Genomic DNA, 19,249 nt, shown 5'->3' on the forward strand with positions numbered 1-19,249 from the left:
TGACCGAGTCCACATTTGAGAATATGTAAAAAGCCCGCCACCGATCACTCGGTGGCGGGCTTTTTTGTGCGGTTATAAAGCTTAGATCGCGCCGCGCTGACGCAACAGCTCCAGCACTTGCTTGACGCTGTCTTCCAGCGACAACGCCTGGGTGTCGATCACAAGGTCGGCATTCAACGGCACGTCATAGGGGAAGGATTCGCCAGGGATGTTATCCCCACCGGCCGCGTACAAACCTTGCGGGTCACGCTCGGCGCACACCAACGGCGATGCCTGCACGTAGACGGTCAGCAGTCGGTCCGCACCAATCAGCGCCTTGGCCTGTTCACGGCCTTCGGCATCCGGCGCAACGAAAGCCGCCAGGGTCAGCAGGCCGGCTTCGTTGAACTGACGCGCCACATGAGCCGCACGACGCCAGTTCTCGGTACGCCCGGCACGGTCTTGCGGCAACCCTTTGTTCAGATCGTGACGCAGGTTCTGGCCGTCCAGCACGAACACCGCCCGGCCCATGTCGAACAGCTTGCGCTCGACCGCATAGGCCAGAGTGCTCTTGCCAGCGCCCGACAAGCCGCTGAACAACACCGTGGCCGGCTGCTGGCCGAAACGCAGGGCGCGCTCTTCGGTGGCCACATGCGCCAGGCTGCCGTGCTGCGCAGCGCCGCCATGACCCACCGGTGGCGCGATGATCATGCCCGCGGCCACCGTGCCGTTGGTCAAGCGGTCGATCACGATGAACGCGCCAGTGGTGCGGTTGCTGTCGTAACCGTCCAGGGCGATGGCGGCGTCCAGGCTGACCTTGACCCGGCCAATCTCGTTGAGCTGCAGCGAACTCGCCGGGCCTTCGGCCAGGGTGTTTACGTCCACGCGGTGCACGATGCTGGTGATGGAACCCGGCACGTAGCTGGTGGCGCGCTTGATGTCGTATTTCTTGCCCGGCAGCATCGGTTCTTCGCCCATCCACACCAGCATGGCGTCGAAGGCGTCGGTCACTTGCGGCACGTTGTCAGCATGCACCAACAGGTCGCCACGGGAGATGTCGATCTCGTCTTCCATGGTCAAGGTCACGGCCTGGCCTGGGCCTGCGTGTTCCAGCTCACCTTCAAAGGTGACGATGGATTTGACGCGGCTGCTCTTGCCCGACGGCAATACCACCACTTCGTCGCCCTTGTGCACGATGCCACTCGCCAGGGTGCCGGCAAACCCACGGAAGTTCAGGTTCGGGCGGTTGACGTACTGCACCGGGAAACGCAGGTCGGTGTAGTTGCGATCATTGGCGATCTCGACAGTCTCTAAGATCTCCATCAGCGACTGCCCGGTGTACCAGGGCGAACGCTCGCTCTTGTTCACCACGTTGTCGCCCTTGAGCGCCGACATCGGCACAAAGGCCAGGGTGCTTGGCTTGAATGCGATACCTTCGGCGAACTTCAGGTAATCGGCTTTGATCGACTCGAATACGCTTTGGTCAAAGCCGTTGATGTCCATCTTGTTGATGGCCACCACGATGTGTTTGATACCCAGCAACGAAGCGATATAGCTGTGGCGACGGGTCTGGGTCTGCACGCCGTAGCGAGCGTCAATCAAGATGATCGCCAGATCACAGGTGGACGCACCAGTGGCCATGTTGCGGGTGTACTGCTCATGCCCGGGGGTGTCGGCGATGATGAATTTGCGCTTGGCGGTGGAGAAATAGCGATAGGCAACATCAATAGTGATGCCCTGCTCACGCTCGGCCTGCAGGCCATCGACCAGCAATGCCAGGTCGATATCATCACCGGTGGTGCCGGACTTTTTCGAGTCGCGGGTAATGGCTTCCAGGTGATCCTCGTAGATCATCTTGGAGTCGTGCAGCAGGCGCCCGATCAGGGTGCTCTTGCCGTCGTCGACATTGCCACAGGTCAGGAAGCGCAACATTTCTTTGCGCTCGTGCTGGCCCAGGTAGGCGAGGATGTCCTCGCTGATCAAATCAGATTGATGCGACATGACAGCCCCTTAGAAATAGCCTTGACGTTTTTTATCTTCCATCGAGCCTGCACCATCGTGGTCGATGACACGGCCCTGGCGTTCGGAAGTTCGCGTCAGGAGCATTTCCTGAATGATGTCCGTCAGCGTCTCGGCTTCGGACTCCACCGCGCCCGTCAACGGGTAGCAGCCAAGGGTGCGGAAACGTACTTTCTTTTTGACGATGCGGGCTTTGTCTTCGTCGGACAGGTGCTCAAGGATGCGGTCGTCGTCGATCATGATCAACGTGCCGTTCTTCTCGATCACGTCGCGCTCGGCGGCGAAGTACAGCGGCACGATCGGGATGCCTTCCAGGTAGATGTACTGCCAGATGTCCAGCTCGGTCCAGTTGGACAGCGGGAACACGCGGATCGACTCGCCCTTGTTGACGTTGCCGTTGTAGACGTTCCACAGCTCCGGGCGTTGGTTCTTCGGGTCCCAACGGTGCTTGCTGTCGCGGAACGAGTACACGCGCTCTTTGGCACGGGATTTCTCTTCATCGCGACGGGCGCCGCCGAATGCTGCGTCGAAACCATGCTTGTCCAGCGCCTGCTTGAGGCCCTCGGTCTTCATGATATCGGTGTGCTTGGCACTGCCGTGGGTGAACGGGTTGATGTTCTGCGCCACGCCATCGGGGTTGATGTGGGTAATCAGGTCCAGGCCCAGCTCCTCGACCATCTTGTCGCGGAACTTGTACATCTCCTGGAATTTCCAGCGAGTGTCGACGTGCATCACCGGAAATGGCAGTTTGCCCGGGAAGAAGGCCTTGCGTGCCAGGTGCAGCATCACGGCGGAGTCTTTACCGATCGAGTAGAGCATCACCGGGTTATCGAACTCGGCGGCGACCTCGCGGATGATGTGGATGCTTTCCGCCTCCAGCTGTTTCAGATGCGTCAGTTTGTCGACCATGGTTACTCACGGAAAAACGATCTTATGGACGGCCAGCGGGCCGTGTTCGAGCGAGGCATGCTAGCACAGCAACTTCTTCTATTTAGGGCGCCAGCTAGACCGAAACGATATATGAATATGCCGCCCAGTTTGGGCTTCAACACTGTAAGTGTGGGAGCTGGCTTGCCTGCGATGGCCTCACCTCGGTGAGCCTGAATGGCTGCGGTGCCTGTATCGCAGGCAAGCCAGCTCCCACAGTGTTCAATGCTGTGCTTTAGATCGGATTGGGGCAGTCGATGAACAGATGCTCCAGGGCAAAGCGCCGCGCCAGGTAGTCGCCCAAGGCCTGCACGCCGTAGCGTTCGGTGGCGTGATGGCCGGCGGCGATGAAGCTGATGTCGTTTTCCCGGGCGCTGTGGAAGGTCTGTTCGGACGCTTCACCGCTCAGGTACAAATCGACACCCGCGGCAATCGCCTGGTCGATGTAGCCCTGGCCGCCACCGGTACACCAGCCGACGCGGCGAATCATTTCGCTGCCTTCGATCAGCAGCGGTTCGCGGCCCATCACGTCCTGCACGCGACGGGCGAAGTCACGAGGTGACAAGGGCTCGGCCAGGGAGCCGACCAGGCCGACGATTTTTGGGTTGCCCGGGTCCAGCGGGCCTTCGACGGTGATGTCCAGGTGGCGAGCCAGTTGCACGTTGTTGCCGACATCGGCGTGCAGGTCCAAGGGCAAGTGGTAGGCCAGCAGGCTGATGTCATGCTTGAGCAGGGTTTTGAGACGGCGCTGCTTCATGCCGGTGATGCACGGGTTTTCGCCCTTCCAGAAGTAACCGTGGTGCACCAGCACCAGGTCGGCCTTGGCTTCGACGGCGGCGTCCAGCAGGGCTTGGCTGGCGGTCACGCCGCTGACGATGCGCATCACTTGGGGCCGGCCCTCGACCTGCAGGCCATTGGGGCAGTAATCGGCAATTTTGGCGCTGCCGAGGTAGCGGTCGGCTTCCTCGACGAGGGTAGTAAGGGGCACGGCCATAAAAGACTCCTAAATATCCCGTTCGCAGGCGTCACAGCCTCGTATAATGCGCGACATTATGGGCGCTCTCCCGCCCCCTGCAACCTGTCAGGACTTACTTGATGCTCAAGGCACTGCGTTTTTTTGGATGGCCATTGTTGGCTGGCGTGCTGATCGCGATGCTGATTATCCAGCGTTATCCCCAGTGGGTGGGCCTGCCCACACTGGATGTGAACCTGCAACAGGCGCCGCAGACCAACACAGTGGTCCAGGGCCCGGTCACCTATGCCGACGCGGTCACCATCGCGGCCCCTGCGGTGGTCAACCTGTACACCACCAAGGTCATCAACAAGCCCGCGCATCCGTTGTTTGAAGACCCGCAATTTCGCCGCTACTTCGGTGACAACGGCCCCAAGCAGCGCCGCATGGAATCCAGCCTCGGCTCCGGCGTGATCATGAGCCCCGAGGGCTACATCCTCACCAACAACCATGTGACCACGGGCGCCGACCAGATCGTGGTGGCCCTGCGTGACGGCCGCGAAACCCTGGCCCGCGTGGTGGGCAGCGACCCGGAAACTGATCTTGCGGTACTCAAAATTGATCTGAAGAACCTGCCGGCCATCACCCTCGGCCGCTCCGACGGTTTGCGCGTGGGCGATGTAGCGCTGGCCATCGGCAACCCGTTCGGGGTGGGGCAAACGGTGACCATGGGCATCATCAGCGCCACCGGGCGTAACCAGTTGGGCCTTAACAGCTACGAAGATTTCATCCAGACCGACGCCGCGATCAACCCCGGCAACTCGGGCGGTGCGCTGGTGGACGCCAATGGCAACCTGACGGGCATCAACACCGCGATTTTTTCCAAGTCCGGCGGCTCACAGGGCATTGGGTTTGCGATCCCGGTGAAGCTGGCGATGGAAGTGATGAAGTCGATCATCGAGCACGGCCAGGTGATTCGCGGCTGGCTGGGCATTGAGGTACAGCCCTTGACCAAGGAACTGGCCGAGTCATTTGGCCTGACCGGGCGTCCAGGCATCGTGGTAGCGGGGATCTTCCGCGACGGCCCGGCGCAGAAAGCCGGCCTGCAACTGGGCGATGTGATCCTCAGCATCGACGGCGCCCCGGCGGGTGATGGCCGCAAGTCGATGAACCAAGTGGCGCGGATCAAGCCGACCGACAAGGTGGCGATCCTGGTGATGCGCAACGGCAAGGAGATCAAACTGTCGGCGGAAATCGGACTGCGCCCACCACCGGCGACCGCGCCAGTGAAAGAAGAGCAATAACCGTCGCGATCCTAGCGCCCGTTCGCGGGCGCTGGTAAGGCTACATTTCTTAGCGATTCATTCTCATTAGGCATGTTATATTGTTTCAATATCGCTATTGGAACGCTCTATCATGCCGTCTCGAAAGTTTGTGCCCTTGGCCGGCCTGGCCCTGAGTTTGCTGCTCGACCCTGCCTACGCCGAAGAAAACACCCTGGAACTGGACACCATCAGCGTCACTTCCGACGCCTATGAATCCGCCACCGGCCCGGTCGACGGCTACCGCGCCACCCGCTCTGCCAGTGCGACCAAGACCGACACGGCCTTGCGCGACATCCCGCAATCGATCAGCGTGATTCCTGCCACGGTACTCAAAGACCTGGGCAGTACCAGCGTGGAGCGCGCCCTGGAATTCGCTGGCGGCGTATCCAAGCAAAACAACTTCGGCGGCCTGACCCTCTACGAATACAGCGTGCGCGGCTTCACCACGTCCGAGTTCTACCAGGATGGTTTCAGCGCCAACCGTGGTTACCCCAGTACCCCGGACGCGGCGAATATCGAGCGCATTGAAGTGCTCAAGGGCCCCGCCGCCAGCCTGTATGGGCGTGGCGATCCCGGCGGCACGGTAAATATCGTCACCAAGAAACCCCAGCCCGAGGCCTTCACCACGCTGCAGACCAGCGCAGGCAGTTGGGACCGCTACCGCACGGCGCTGGATGTGAATACGCCGCTGGACAGCGAGGGGCGCGTGCTGACGCGAGTGAACCTGGCCGTTGAAGACAACCACAGCTTTCGCGATCACGTGGACGCCAAGCGTGTGTTTGTCGCGCCCTCCTTCAGTTGGCAACTGGACCCGGACACCACCCTGCTGGTGGAAAGTGAGTTCGTGCGCCACAGCTCCACCTTCGACCGAGGCATCGTCGCCAATACCGGCATGTCCCATTCCACCTTCCTCGGCGAGCCCAACGACGGCAATATCCGCAACCACAACAACCGCATTCAGGCGGCGTTGGAACACCACCTCAACGACGCCTGGAAACTGCGCCTGGCCAGCCATTACAAGCAAGGCAGCCTGTGGGGCGATGCTTCGGAAAGCCGAGCGTTGAACGCAGACGGCCACAGCGTCAATCGCCGCTACCGTGAACGCTCCACCGGTTGGCATGACAGCATCACCCAGCTGGAACTGCGTGGGGTGTTCGATATGGGCAGTTGGCAACATGAACTGTTGATCGGTACCGAGTACGAGGATTACCGTAAGAAAGAGCGTGTGACGGCGATCGCTGGCGACTATCCCATCGACATCTACAAGCCGGTGTACGGCCAGCCCAAACCCAACGGCAAACGCTCCGGTACCGACTTCTTCGAACAGACCAAAAGCCACGCACTCAACCTGCAAGACCAGATCATCTTCACCGACCGCCTGCGCGGTATGATCGGTGCGCGCTTCGAACACTTCGAACAAAGCACCGACGACTTCACCCGCAACCACGCCAAGGGCCGCCAAACCCACGACGCCTTCACTCAGCGCGCCGGCCTGCTCTACCAGCTCACGCCAGAAGTCGGCGTGTTTGCCAACGCCTCCACGTCGTTCAAGCCCAATAGCGGCCTGGATGCCGCTGGCAAGTCCTTCAAGCCCGAAGAAGGCGTGGGTTATGAGGTGGGGGTCAAGAGCGAGCTGTTTGACGACCGCCTCAGCGCTACCCTGGCGGCCTTTCATATCGAAAAGGAAAACGTGCTGACCCTGGACCCGGCGACCAACCTCAACCGCGCCATGGGCAAGGCCCGCAGCCAGGGGTTCGACCTGCAAGTAACCGGGCAAGTGACCGACGCAGTCCGCGTAATCGGCGCCTTGGCCTACATCGACGCTGAAGTGACCAAGGGCGACAAAACCATTCCTACGGGCAGCCGCATTCTGGGCGTGGCCAAGCGCAGTGGCAGTGTGTTGGGCGTGTATGAGTTCCAGGAAGGCGCGTTGCGTGGCTCAGACCTGGGCGCAGCGTTCACCTATGTAGGTGACCGCTCAGGCGAAGCCGGCACGGGTTTCGAACTGCCCGCCTACCACACCGTGGATTTGCTGGCACATTACAAGGCTACGCAGAATGTGACGGTGGGGCTGAACCTTAACAACCTGTTCAATGAAAAGTACTACGAGCGGTCCTACAGCAACTATTGGGTCAACCCGGGTGAGCCGCGCAACTTCACAGTTAGCCTGACCCTCAACCTCTGACAAACATAGGACTAAATGTGGGAGGGGGCTTGCCCCCTCCCACATTTTGATCTTAATCCGGCCCGGGTTACAGCGTCGTCGGCGCTCGTTCGCACAGGGTATTAAGCGCTGCCGCCCACTGCGGCTCGTCATTCAGGCAAGGCACCAACACCAGCTCCTCGCCCCCCGCTTCACGAAATTGCTCGCGACCGCGATCGCCAATTTCCTCCAACGTTTCAATACAGTCGGCGACGAACGCCGGGCACATCACCAGCAGCTTCTTCACGCCTTGCTGGGCCAATGCCTCAAGGCGTGCCTCGGTGTAGGGTTCGATCCACTTGGCCCGGCCCAGGCGGGACTGGAACGCCACCGACCATTTGCCCTCCGGTAAACCCAGCCGCTCGGCCACATCCCGCGCCACGCTGAAGCACTGCGCGCGGTAACAGGTGGCAAGCACTTCAGGGGATGCGTTCTTGCAGCAGTCGGCATCCTTGAAGCAGTGCTGGCCCGTGGGGTCGAGCTTGGTCAGATGACGCTCAGGCAAGCCATGGAAACTGAGCAGCAAGTGATCGTAATCCTGCTCCACATAAGAGCGCACACTCGCCGCCAGCGCATCGAGGTACTCAGGCTGATCGTAGAACGGTTGCAGGATCGAAAACTGCACATTCAGTTGCTTGTCGCGCACCACTCGCTTGGCTTCCTCTATCACCGTGGTGACGGTGCTGTCGGCAAACTGCGGGTACAACGGCGCCAGTGTGATTTTTTGAATACCCTGGGCGGCCAGGCGTGTCAGGACCGTTTCCAGGGACGGCTCGCCGTAACGCATCGCCAATTCCACCGGGCCCTGGGTCCACTGCGCGGTCATCTGCTGCTGCAGGCGGCGGCTCAGCACCACCAACGGAGAACCCTCGTCCCACCAGATCGACGCATAGGCATGGGCCGATTGCTCGGGGCGCTTGATCAGGATCAGCGATACCAGCAAGCGCCGCACCGGCCACGGCAAGTCGATCACATAAGGGTCCATCAGGAACTGATTGAGGTAGCTGCGCACATCGGCCACTGAAGTGGACTTTGGCGAACCCAGGTTGACCAGTAACAACGCGTGATCGGTCATGCAACATCCTATCTTTAGAGGCGGCTGGACAAGTCGTCCAGAGCCGCACGCAACTCAGTGAACTGGAAAGTGAAACCTGCGGCCTGCAGCCGTTCAGGCAAAGCCTTTTGCCCGCCCAGCAACAAGCCGGACAACTCACCCAGGCCAACCTTCAACGCAAATGCCGGCATCGGCATGAACGCCGGGCGGTGCAGCACCTGGCCCAGGGTCTTGGCAAATTCGCGGTTGCGCACCGGGTGCGGCGCGCAGGCATTATAAGGACCGTTGGCGTCTTGCTTGTGCAGAAGAAAATCAATCAGGGCGATTTGATCCTTGATATGCACCCAGGGCATCCACTGCCGTCCATTGCCAATCGGCCCGCCCAGCGCCAGTTTGAACGGCAGCAGCAGGCGCGACAAAAAGCCGCCCTCGGCAGACAGCACCAACCCCGTACGCACCAGCACCACGCGAATGCCCAAGGCTTCGGCACGCTGGGCGGTTTCCTCCCAGGCGATACACAACTGGCTGGGGAAGTCATCCAGCACCGGGCCGCTGGCTTCGGTCAGTTCGCGCTCGCCGCCGTCGCCGTACCAACCCACCGCAGAGCCGGAGATCAGCACCGCCGGTTTTTGTTCCAGGCTTTCCATCCAGGCCAGCAAGGTTTCGGTGAGGTGAATGCGACTGTTCCACAGCAATGCCTTGCGCTTATGGGTCCAAGGCCGGTCCGCGATAGGCGCGCCTGCCAGGTTGACCACCGCGTCCACCGTGCCAATCACCTCTTGTAGGCGAGCCACTCCGAGCACCTGCGCACCGCACACCCGGGCGACCGTTTCCGGTTGCCGGCTCCACACCGTCAGGCGGTGGCCTTGCGCGAGCCAGTGCTTGCAGAGTTGACGGCCGATCAAGCCGGTACCGCCGGTCAGCAAAATATGCATGGGACTCTCCTCATGTAACGTTCGCCGCCGCTCACTGGTCTATTTTATAAGCAGGGATCAATTTGATAATTGAGCGTGACGGGGGTTCAAGCCTTAGCTTAACCATAGGTCACGCCACACAATCAGGCACGCCAAAACTTATACCAAAAAACAATATTGTACAGCTATTGGTGTCGGCGTAGTCTGTACCCAACGGTAAAACGAGGCCTCCCATGACTGTTCCCATCGCGATCATTGGTACCGGCATCGCCGGTCTCTCCGCCGCCCGAGCGTTACAAGACGCTGGGCATGCAGTGCATCTCTTCGATAAAAGCCGCGGCAGCGGTGGCCGCATGTCCAGCAAGCGCAGCGACGCCGGCGCGCTGGATATGGGCGCGCAATACTTCACCGCTCGCGACCGGCGCTTCGTCAACGAAGTGCAGCGCTGGCAAAGCAACGGCTGGGCCGAGCAGTGGAAGCCCCAGTTGTATAACTTCAAGTCCGGGCAATTGACGCCCTCCCCCGATGAGCAGATCCGCTGGGTGGGCACGCCGCGCATGAGCGCCATCACTCGCGCCCTGCTCGACGACTTGCCGGTGGAGTTCGGTTGCCGCATCACCGAAGTCTTCCAGGGCACGCAGCACTGGAACCTGCTCGACGCGGACGGCGGCAATCACGGCCCTTTCAGTCACGTGATCATTGCCACGCCGGCGCCCCAAGCCACCGCCCTGCTGGCCGCCGCGCCCAAGCTGGCGAGCGCCGCCGCCGGGGTAAAAATGGACCCGACCTGGGCCATCGCCCTGGCGTTCGACAAGCCCCTGGATACGCCGATGGAGGGCTGCTTCGTGCAAGACAGCCCCCTCGACTGGCTGGCGCGCAACCGCAGCAAGCCCGGGCGCGATACCACCCTCGACACCTGGGTGCTGCACGCCACCAGCGCCTGGAGCAAGGCCCACCTGGACCTGCCCAAGGAAGCGGTGATCGAACACCTGCACGGCGCCTTTGCCGAATTGCTGCACAGCGCCATGCCTGCGCCGTCGTTCAGCCTGGCGCACCGTTGGCTCTACGCGCGCCCATCGAGCAGCCATGAATTCGGCGTGCTGGCCGACGCCGACCTGGGCCTGTTCGTCTGTGGTGACTGGTGCCTCTCCGGCCGGGTGGAAGGTGCCTGGTTGAGTGGCCAGGAAGCGGCGCGACGCTTGATCGAGCACTTGCAATGAACCGCATCAACCCCGCCAAACTGCTGCTGTCAAAATGGACGGCAGCTCATCCCCGCCACAAGGAAAAACACTTCCTGGTCACCGAATTGTTCCGTGACGACGAGGGCACGGTGCTGGACATCGAACTGCAGGCCATCCTTACTCGGCGCGCCGAACGCCTGCCCTGGCAGACCCTGAAAAACGCTGAGGACTGGACAATCGGCTGGAAATAAAGCGGCGGCACAACCCTGTACAAAATATTTGACTTGTACAACATCGAGCCTATGATGAGATTTAGTTGTACAAGATTTGTAGCTTGTACAGGATTCTTGCAGAGGTTTGCTTATGTCCAGCCGTGTGAAACCGAAGATCGCCATCAGCGCCTGCCTTCTGGGTGAGAACGTGCGCTTCAATGGCGGTCATAAACAGTCCCTGCTATGCAGTCAGACCCTCAGTGACTATTTCGATTTCGTCCCGTTGTGCCCTGAAGTTGCCATCGGCCTGGGCATTCCTCGGCAAGCGATCCGCCTGGTCGGGGACCCCAACCACCCGCAGGCCGTGGGCAGCGTAAACCCTGCGCTCAATGTCACTCAGCCACTGGATGATTACGGCCAGCAAATGGCCCGGGAACATACCGACCTGTGCGGCTACATCTTCATGCAAAAGTCACCGTCCTGCGGCCTGGAGCGGGTCAAGGTGTACCGCGACAACGGCACGCCCGTCGACGGTGGCGGGCGCGGCATTTACGCCCAGGCGTTTTGTGCTCGACACCCCAACCTGCCGGTGGAGGAAGACGGTCGCCTGAACGACCCGGTGCTGCGGGAAAACTTCCTCACCCGCGTATTCGTGTACGCCAGTTGGCAGCAACTGTTGGCCGACGGCCTTACCCGTCACCGCTTGCTGACGTTTCACTCGCGCTACAAGTACCTGCTGATGGCCCACAGCCCGGCGCATTACAAAAGCCTGGGCCACTTGCTCGGCAGCATGGGCAAGGGCATTGACCTGCAAGCTTTGGCCGACGGCTATTTCAGCGAACTGATGGCGGGCCTGAAAAAATGCGCGACTCGCGGTACCCATACCAATGTGCTGCAACACATCAGTGGCTATCTCAAGCAAGCCATCAGTGCCGATGACAAACAGGAAATGCAGACCGTCATCGGCCAATACCGCCACGGCATCGTGCCACTGGTGGTGCCGCTGACCCTGCTCAAACACCACTTTCGCCAACATCCGGACCGCTACATCGCGCAGCAGGCCTACCTGCAACCGCACCCGGAAAACCTCAGCCTGCGTAATGCGATCTAACCCATGAAACCTGCCCTGCTCGACGAACCCGGCGAAGACCTCGCCCTGGCCCTGGAAAACGGCTGGCTGCCGATCCGCGAGGTGGCGCGCCAGACCGGCGTGAATGCGGTGACGCTGCGCGCGTGGGAGCGCCGCTACGGCCTCATCGTGCCCCAGCGCACGCCCAAAGGGCATCGGTTGTTCAGCGCCGAACATGTGCAACGCATCCAGGCCATCCTCACCTGGCTCAATCGCGGCGTGCCGGTCAGCCAGGTCAAAGGGCTGATCGACTCCGCCCAAGGTAGCCCGGAGCCGATGGAAAACGAGTGGCAGAGCCTGCGCCAGCATTTGGTGAGTGCCATCAGTGAACTGGCCGAGCGCCGGGTCGATGACGCCTTCAACCAGGCCATGGCGCTTTACCCGCCACGCACCTTGTGCGAGCAATTGATGCTACCGCTGCTCAACGAGCTGGAACAACGCTGGCAGGGCCAGTTCGGCGCGCAGATGGAGCGGGTGTTCTTCCTGTCCTGGCTGCGCAGCAAGTTTGGCGCACGGATCTATCACAACAATCGTCAACTCCACGGCGCGCCCCTGTTGCTGGTCAATCATTCCGACCTGCCCCTGGAACCGCACCTGTGGCTCAGCGCCTGGCTGGCCAGCAGTGCCGATTGCCCGGTGGAAGTATTCGATTGGCCACTGCCTGTCGGCGAACTGGCCCTGGCGGTGGAACACCTGCAACCCCGTGCGGTGCTGCTGTACTCAAGCAAGGCGTTGCAAGTGTCGGCACTCAGCAAACTGCTGGGCGGCATCCATTGCCCAACGGTGATTGCCGGACCAACGGTGTGCATCCACCACGCCGAGTTGGGCGTATTAACCCAGGACATCCCTGAGTTGTTCGTGGCCGAGGACCTGTTGGCGGCCCATCAATTATTGATCCAGCGTGGAATTGTCTAAATGCATCTGATCTGGCTGCGCACCGACTTGCGCCTGCACGACAACACTGCCCTGGCGGCCGCGTGCCAGCGCGGCCCCGTCGCGGCTGTTTACCTGATCACGCCCGAGCAATGGCAGGCGCATGATGACGCGCCGTGCAAAGTCGATTTCTGGCTGCGCAACTTGCAGCACCTGAGCCAGGCACTGGGCAACCTCAACATTCCGCTGTTAATCCGCCACGCCGCGACCTGGGACCAGGCGCCGACGGTACTGAGCCAACTGTGCCGCGAGCTGTCGGTGGAGTCGGTACACGTCAACGAGGAATATGGCGTTCACGAGAGCCGCCGCGACCGCGCCGTGGCCCAGGCCCTGGAAGCTGACGGCGTGACCTTCCACAGCTACCTGGACCAACTGTTTTTCCAGCCGGGTAGTGTGCTGACCAAGACCGGCACCTACTTCCAGGTGTTCAGCCAGTTCCGCAAGGTCTGCTACAGCCGCCTGCACAGCGCCCTGCCCCGCGTGGTGCCGACGCCAAAGGCCCAGGCCGAGCCTGGCGTGAAAAGCGACCCTGTGCCAACGGCAGTCGAAGGGTTCCCGACACCCAGCGAAACCTTGCGTGCCCTCTGGCCCGCTGGCGAAGACGAGGCGCGCCGTCGCCTCGATGCCTTCGCTGATCAGCAGATCAGCTATTACAAGGACGAACGCGACTTCCCGGCCAAGCCCGGCACCAGTCAGCTTTCTGCCTACCTGGCCGCCGGAGTGGTTTCGCCGCGCCAGTGCTTGCACGCCGCGCTGCAAACCAACCAGGGCGAGTTCGAAAGCGGCGACATCGGCGCCATCACCTGGATCAACGAGCTGCTGTGGCGCGAGTTCTACAAGCACATCCTGGTCGGCTACCCACGGGTTTCCCGCCACCGCGCGTTTCGCCCGGAAACCGAAGCGCTGGCCTGGCGCAAGGCGCCCGAAGACCTGGCCGCCTGGCAACAGGCGCGCACCGGCTTGCCGATCATCGACGCGGCCATGCGCCAACTGCTGGAAACCGGCTGGATGCACAACCGCCTGCGCATGGTGGTGGCGATGTTCCTGACCAAAAACCTGCTGATCGACTGGCGCGAGGGCGAGCGCTTCTTTATGCGCCACCTGATCGACGGTGATCTGGCGGCCAACAACGGCGGCTGGCAATGGAGTTCGTCCACGGGCACCGACTCGGCGCCGTATTTCCGGATATTCAGCCCGCTGAGCCAATCGGAAAAATTCGACGGTGACGGCGTGTTCATCAAACGCTGGCTCCCGGAACTGGCCGCGCTGAATAAAAAACAAGTGCACAACCCCGAAGCGGCTGGGGGCCTGTTCGGCGTGGCGGATTACCCGCGTGCCATCGTCGATTTGAAACAGTCTCGCGAGCGCGCCTTGGCCGCATTTCGCCGGCTGCCTTCGCGTCAGGAGATGGCCGAACATGAGTGACTTCCTGCACCAGTTTGCCCACACCTTCGCCACGCTGGACAAGCACAACCTGCACCTGCTCGGCCGCCTGTACAGCGAGGACACCGCCTTTGCCGACCCCCTGCATGAAGTCCAGGGCCTGCCAGCGTTGCGGCGTTACTTTGCCGACTTGTACAGCAACGTCAGCGAGCTGCATTTTGACTTCCACGGCTTCGATACCGTGGCCGAAGGCGAGGGCTACCTGCGCTGGACTATGCGTTTTCGTCACCCACGCCTGGCCGGTGGGCAGGTGATCGAGGTGCCAGGCTGTTCCCATTTGTTGTGGCACGACAAGGTTTACCGCCATCGCGACTATTTCGATGCCGGCGCCCTGCTCTATGAACATGTCCCCCTACTGGGTCGCGTTATTCGTTGGCTGAAAAGGAGAATGGGATGAGCCTTACACCGCCCCGTCGTTATTGGCTGACCGGCGCCAGCAGTGGTATCGGTGCGGCGCTGGCCGTGGAGTTGCTCGAGAGCGGCGCCCAAGTGGCCCTGAGTTCCCGCACCCAAGGCCCGCTGGATGCCCTCGCCCTTCGATATCCAGGCCAGGTTCTGGTGGTGGCCGGCGACCTGACCAACAGCCAGACCGTGCGCGAGATCGGCGAGCGTATCAGCGAGGTCTGGGGTTCGCTGGACACGGTGATCCTCAACGCCGGCACTTGTGAATACGTCGACGCCCGGCAATTTGACGCCTCGATCATCGAGCACGTGGTGCGTACCAATCTGCTGGCCAGCAGTTATTGCATCGAGGCCGCGCTGCCACTGTTGCGCGCAGGGCGCACCCCGCACCTGGTGGGCGTGGCCAGTGCCGTGACCTACCTGCCCATGCCCCGCGCCGAAGCCTACGGCGCGTCCAAGGCCGGCCTGCGTTACTTGTTCGAATCCCTGCGTATCGGCCTATCGCCGGAAAACATCGATGTCACGGTGATCAGCCCAGGCTTCGTCGACACGCCGCTGACCGAGCGCAATGATTTCCCGATGCCCCTGAGCTGGCCGGCCGACAAAGCCGCGAAACACATTTTCGCCAAGCTGGAAAAACGCCCGCTGGAAATCGCCTTTCCGGCCCTGTTCATTGCCACCTTGTGGCCGCTGTCGAAGCTGCCCAACCGCGCGCAACTGATCATCGGCAAACGCATGCTGCGCAGCCCGCCACCGAAGAAGGACGACCTGTGAAGATCGCCATTATCGGCAGCGGCATCGCCGGGCTGACCAGCGCCTACCTGCTTAGCCGTCGCCACGACATTACGCTGTTCGAGGCCAATGACTGCATTGGCGGGCATACACACACGGCCAACGTGACGGTCGACGGCAAAAACTATGCGGTGGACACGGGCTTCATTGTGTTCAACGACTGGACCTACCCGAACTTCATCCGTCTGCTGGAGCAGATCGGGGTCAGGTTCAAACCCACCGAGATGAGTTTTTCGGTGTGCGACCAAAGCACAGGCTTCGAGTACAACGGCAACAACCTCAACAGCCTGTTTGCCCAGCGCCGCAATATTCTGTCGCCGGGGTTCTGGGGCATGTTGCGCGATATCCTGCGCTTCAATCGCCAGGCGCCCCTGGACTTGCAAGAGCAGCGCATCAGCGCCGACATGACCCTGGGCGATTACCTCACCGCTGGCGGCTATGGCCCCAGGTTTATCCGGCATTACATCGTGCCGATGGGCGCTGCCATCTGGTCGATGTCCCTGGCCGATATGCTCAAGTTTCCGCTGCAGTTTTTTGTGCGCTTCTTCAAGAACCACGGCTTGCTCTCGGTGAGCAACCGCCCGCAATGGTGCGTGATCGAAGGCGGTTCCAGCTGTTATATCGAGCCGCTGACCCGCAGCTTTCGCGAACAGATACGGCTCAACTGCCCTGTGCATAAGGTGCAACGCAGCGACGAAGGTGTAGTTATCCACAGCCCGGCCGGCAGCGAAACCTTCGACCGCGTGGTATTCGCCTGCCACAGCGATCAGGCCCTGGCCTTGCTCGATGACCCCAGCCAGGCCGAACAGCAGATCCTCGGCGCCCTGCCCTACGCCGAAAACGACGTGGTGCTGCACACCGACACACGCCTGCTGCCCGACCGCAAACTGGCCTGGGCCAGCTGGAACTATCGGCTGACGGGCAACGTGCAACAACAGGCCGCCGTCACCTATGACATGAACATCCTGCAAGGCATCGACAGCGCCACTACCTTTTGCGTCAGCCTCAATCAGACGCCGATGATCAACCCGCTGAAGATCCTGGCGCGCTACACCTACGCCCATCCGCAATACAGCCTGGCCGCAGTCGCCGCACAGGCACGCTGGGAAGAATTGAACGGCGTGCGCAATACCTTTTACTGCGGGGCCTACTGGGCCAACGGCTTTCACGAAGACGGCGTGGTCAGCGCTCTGCGCGTAGCCCAGGCGTTTGGGGAAACCCTGTGAACAGCGCCTTGTACAGCGGCTGGATCGCCCATCGCCGGTTTACGCCCAAAGCCCACGCCTTTCGCTACCGCATCGGCCTGTTGTACCTGGACCTCAGTGAAGAGGATGAAGTACTGGGGCTCTCGCCGCTGGCCGGCACGGGTCGCCTGGCGCCTTTCGGTTTCCGCCAGCAGGATTACCTGCGTGAATTCACGCGCCACGGCATGAGCCTGAGCGATGCCGTGCGCCAGGAAGTCGGCAAGGCCCTGGGGCAAACACCCCAGGGCGCTATCTGCCTGCTGACCCAGGCCCGCAGTTGGGGCCTGGCTTTTAACCCGGTGAGTTTCTTCTACTGCTTCGAGGCTGACGGGCAACTGGCCGCGATCCTGTGTGAAGTGACCAACACCCCATGGCGCGAGCGCTATCACTACGTGCTGCCCGCCCAGGCACTGGGCGCCGATGAGCACCAGCATTTCGCCGTGGCCAAGGCCTTCCATGTGTCGCCGTTTTTGCCTCGCGAGCTGGAATACCGCATGAGTTTCAGCCCGCCCGCCGCCAGGCTCGGCGTGCACATGGCCGATTGGCAGGGCACGCAAAAAGTCTTCGACGCCACCTTGAGCCTGGAAAAACAGGCACTGAGCCGCGCCAGCCTGCATCGCTATTTGCGGCGCTTTCCCTGGATGACCGCCAAGACCGGCCTTGCGATCTACTGGCAAGCCTTGCGCCTGCTGCTCAAACGCACTCCGATTTTTTCCCACCAGGCCGCCGATGGCGCCTCTCGCACCGCAGTCGGGTATACCAAGGATCGCCACCATGAAATCCCCTAGCTTATCGGTCAAGGCTAACCGCCTGAACGTCAACGGCATGACCGCTGCGCTATTGCGCAAAGGCGTGTTGCGCCAGCTCAGCCAATTGCGCCATGGCCAGTTGGTCATCATCGAGGATGGCGAGCGGCAAGTCTTCGGCGCACGGGAAGCGCACCTGCTGGGCGAGATCCAGATTCTCGACGCGGCAGTATGGGGGCTGGTGGCGGCCAATGGCTCGATCGGCGCCGGCGAAGCGTTTATCCATGGTTACTGGACCAGCCCCGACCTCACCGCCGTCGTGCGGGTGATGGTCAGCAACCTGGAGGTGCTCGACGCCATGGAAGGTGGCCTGGCACGCCTGGCGCGGCCGTTCACTCAGGGCCTGCACTGGCTCAACCGCAACACACGCAAAGGCTCGCAAAAAAACATCGCCGCCCATTACGACTTGGGCAACGACCTGTTCGAAGAATTTCTCGACCCCACCATGATGTACTCGGCCGCGCAATTCCTGACCCCCGATGACACCCTGGAACAGGCACAACTGAACAAATTAGCGCGCATCTGCCAGAAACTGGCGCTCAAGCCCAGCGACCATCTGCTGGAAATCGGTACCGGCTGGGGCAGCATGGCGTTGTATGCGGCGCAGCATTACGGCTGCCGGGTCACCACCACGACCCTGTCCAAGGAACAGTTCGCCTACACCGCGCAGCGTATCCAGGCGGCGGGCCTGCAAGATCGTGTGACCGTGCTGCTGAGCGATTACCGCGACCTCACCGGTGAGTACGACAAGCTGGTGTCGATCGAAATGATTGAAGCGGTGGGCCATCGTTTCCTGCCCACCTATTTCAAACAATGTGCCCAGCTGCTCAAGCCCGACGGCCTGATGCTGCTGCAAGCCATCACTATTCGTGAACAACGCTTTGAGCAGGCCAAACGCAGCGTCGACTTTATCCAGCGCTACATCTTCCCTGGTGGCGCGCTGCCCTGTGTACAAAACATGCTGCAGATCGTCAGCCGTGACACCGACATGAACCTGCTGCACATGGAAGACTTCGGCCTGCACTACGCCCGCACCCTGCGCCTGTGGCATGAAAACTTTCGCCGCGCCCATGGCCGTCTTGCCGAACTCGGTTATGACGAATACTTCCTGCGCCTGTGGGAGTTTTACCTGTGCTACTGCGAAGGTGGCTTTATGGAGCGCACCATCGGCACCGCGCAGTTGCTGCTGGCCAAACCGGCGGCCATCAATCCGCCGCTGCTTGGGCGTTTCAGTGCTTAAATCCCTGGCCAACACCGTGCTGTTTCAGTGCGGCTGGTTTGCCTGCGTGCTCGGCGGCGATAGCCGTTGGCTGCTGATCGGCATCGCGGTACTGGGCGCACACTTGCTGTGGATAAGCTCTTGGGCAAGAGAGGGGCAAGTGATTCTGGCCGTGACGGTGCTGGGAACACTGGTCGATACGGCACTGCGTGGGCTCGGCGTGTTTGAGTTCAATACGCCGGGGCCACTGATTCCGCTGTGGCTGATACTGTTATGGGCCTTGCTGGCCACCACCTTGCGCCATTGCCTGGCCTGGAGCGCACGGCCCTGGTGGCTCGCCAGCCTGCTAGGCGCGGTGGGCGGGCCGTTGTCTTATTACGCCGGCAGTCAATTGGCAGGCGTGAGTTTTGCGTACGGCACCGCCCCAACACTGATCGGCCTGGCGCTGTTATGGGCCATGCTCTTTCCGCTGTTACACGGGGTTGCGCAGAGGCTGGAACACTGACGCCCGTCCG

Annotated in this window: 18 protein-coding genes; 13 read left to right on the forward strand and 5 right to left on the reverse strand. The window is 61.4% G+C overall.

From position 1 onward, the window contains the following. Positions 1-81 precede the first annotated feature (81 nt). From cysN to FXO12_RS14525, 3 genes are all read right to left on the reverse strand, one after another. Positions 82-1,980 (reverse strand): sulfate adenylyltransferase subunit CysN, encoded by a 1,899-nt coding sequence (cysN, locus tag FXO12_RS14515; RefSeq protein ID WP_054896880.1) that lies wholly within the window; start codon positions 1,978-1,980, stop codon positions 82-84. A 9-nt stretch (positions 1,981-1,989) separates the two neighbouring features. Continuing rightward, positions 1,990-2,907 carry a sulfate adenylyltransferase subunit CysD gene (cysD, locus tag FXO12_RS14520; protein WP_003171640.1) on the reverse strand — a complete coding sequence of 306 codons (918 nt, stop codon included), beginning with the start codon at positions 2,905-2,907 and terminating at the stop codon, positions 1,990-1,992. 253 nt (positions 2,908-3,160) lie between these two features. After that, positions 3,161-3,919, reverse strand: coding sequence for a Nif3-like dinuclear metal center hexameric protein (locus tag FXO12_RS14525; RefSeq protein ID WP_020302961.1), 759 nt, complete (start codon positions 3,917-3,919; stop codon positions 3,161-3,163). A 101-nt stretch (positions 3,920-4,020) separates the two neighbouring features. Between FXO12_RS14525 and algW the strand changes: the two genes are divergently transcribed. Beyond that, entirely contained in the window at positions 4,021-5,181 is a 1,161-nt protein-coding gene (algW, locus tag FXO12_RS14530; RefSeq protein WP_057977380.1) for a Do family serine endopeptidase AlgW, read from the forward strand. Positions 5,182-5,293: 112 nt separating this feature from the next. After that, a complete protein-coding gene (locus FXO12_RS14535) occupies positions 5,294-7,387 on the forward strand; it encodes a TonB-dependent siderophore receptor (protein ID WP_057977382.1) in 2,094 nt (697 codons plus the stop codon). 67 nt (positions 7,388-7,454) lie between these two features. Here FXO12_RS14535 and hemH read toward each other — a convergent pair whose 3' ends face one another. Together hemH and FXO12_RS14545 are read right to left on the reverse strand one after the other, a co-directional pair. Then, on the reverse strand, positions 7,455-8,480 hold the full coding sequence (hemH, locus tag FXO12_RS14540) for a ferrochelatase (protein ID WP_057977384.1): 1,026 nt from the start codon (positions 8,478-8,480) through the stop codon (positions 7,455-7,457). 14 nt (positions 8,481-8,494) lie between these two features. Further along, on the reverse strand, positions 8,495-9,394 hold the full coding sequence (locus tag FXO12_RS14545; protein ID WP_054896874.1) for a TIGR01777 family oxidoreductase: 900 nt from the start codon (positions 9,392-9,394) through the stop codon (positions 8,495-8,497). 212 nt (positions 9,395-9,606) lie between these two features. Here FXO12_RS14545 and FXO12_RS14550 point away from each other — a divergent pair, with 212 nt between their 5' ends. The 11 genes from FXO12_RS14550 (at position 9,607) to FXO12_RS14600 (ending at position 19,239) form a co-directional block, all read left to right on the forward strand. After that, positions 9,607-10,593: an NAD(P)/FAD-dependent oxidoreductase gene (locus FXO12_RS14550; protein ID WP_034128068.1), complete on the forward strand. Its 987-nt coding sequence runs from the start codon at positions 9,607-9,609 to the stop codon at positions 10,591-10,593. Continuing rightward, entirely contained in the window at positions 10,590-10,805 is a 216-nt protein-coding gene (locus FXO12_RS14555; RefSeq protein ID WP_054896873.1) for a TIGR02450 family Trp-rich protein, read from the forward strand. Before FXO12_RS14550 ends, FXO12_RS14555 begins: the two co-directional genes overlap by 4 nt. 112 nt (positions 10,806-10,917) lie before the next feature. Continuing rightward, a complete protein-coding gene (locus FXO12_RS14560; protein ID WP_054922531.1) occupies positions 10,918-11,877 on the forward strand; it encodes a DUF523 and DUF1722 domain-containing protein in 960 nt (319 codons plus the stop codon). Between the two features lie 3 nt (positions 11,878-11,880). Next, the gene (locus FXO12_RS14565; RefSeq protein ID WP_034128070.1) at positions 11,881-12,810 is read left to right on the forward strand and encodes a MerR family transcriptional regulator; all 930 of its coding nucleotides are present in this window, start codon (positions 11,881-11,883) and stop codon (positions 12,808-12,810) included. Continuing rightward, positions 12,811-14,253, forward strand: a complete 1,443-nt coding sequence (gene phrB, locus FXO12_RS14570) for a deoxyribodipyrimidine photo-lyase (RefSeq protein ID WP_057977386.1) — start codon at positions 12,811-12,813, stop codon at positions 14,251-14,253. Then, on the forward strand, positions 14,246-14,668 hold the full coding sequence (locus FXO12_RS14575) for a nuclear transport factor 2 family protein (RefSeq protein WP_057977388.1): 423 nt from the start codon (positions 14,246-14,248) through the stop codon (positions 14,666-14,668). The genes phrB and FXO12_RS14575 overlap by 8 nt, the downstream gene beginning before the upstream one ends. Further along, complete coding sequence (locus tag FXO12_RS14580) at positions 14,665-15,447, forward strand: SDR family oxidoreductase (RefSeq protein ID WP_054922540.1); 783 nt, start codon at positions 14,665-14,667, stop codon at positions 15,445-15,447. The genes FXO12_RS14575 and FXO12_RS14580 overlap by 4 nt, the downstream gene beginning before the upstream one ends. Beyond that, positions 15,444-16,691, forward strand: coding sequence for an NAD(P)/FAD-dependent oxidoreductase (locus tag FXO12_RS14585; protein WP_054922542.1), 1,248 nt, complete (start codon positions 15,444-15,446; stop codon positions 16,689-16,691). Before FXO12_RS14580 ends, FXO12_RS14585 begins: the two co-directional genes overlap by 4 nt. Continuing rightward, entirely contained in the window at positions 16,688-17,497 is an 810-nt protein-coding gene (locus tag FXO12_RS14590; protein ID WP_060772718.1) for a DUF1365 domain-containing protein, read from the forward strand. The genes FXO12_RS14585 and FXO12_RS14590 overlap by 4 nt, the downstream gene beginning before the upstream one ends. Further along, positions 17,484-18,755, forward strand: coding sequence for a cyclopropane-fatty-acyl-phospholipid synthase family protein (locus FXO12_RS14595; protein ID WP_054896866.1), 1,272 nt, complete (start codon positions 17,484-17,486; stop codon positions 18,753-18,755). The genes FXO12_RS14590 and FXO12_RS14595 overlap by 14 nt, the downstream gene beginning before the upstream one ends. Continuing rightward, entirely contained in the window at positions 18,748-19,239 is a 492-nt protein-coding gene (locus FXO12_RS14600) for a DUF2878 domain-containing protein (protein WP_057977391.1), read from the forward strand. The genes FXO12_RS14595 and FXO12_RS14600 overlap by 8 nt, the downstream gene beginning before the upstream one ends. The last annotated feature ends 10 nt before the right edge of the window (positions 19,240-19,249 follow it).

The organism is Pseudomonas sp. J380, from assembly GCF_009827115.1.
In the GTDB taxonomy this organism is placed as follows: domain Bacteria; phylum Pseudomonadota; class Gammaproteobacteria; order Pseudomonadales; family Pseudomonadaceae; genus Aquipseudomonas; species Aquipseudomonas paracarnis.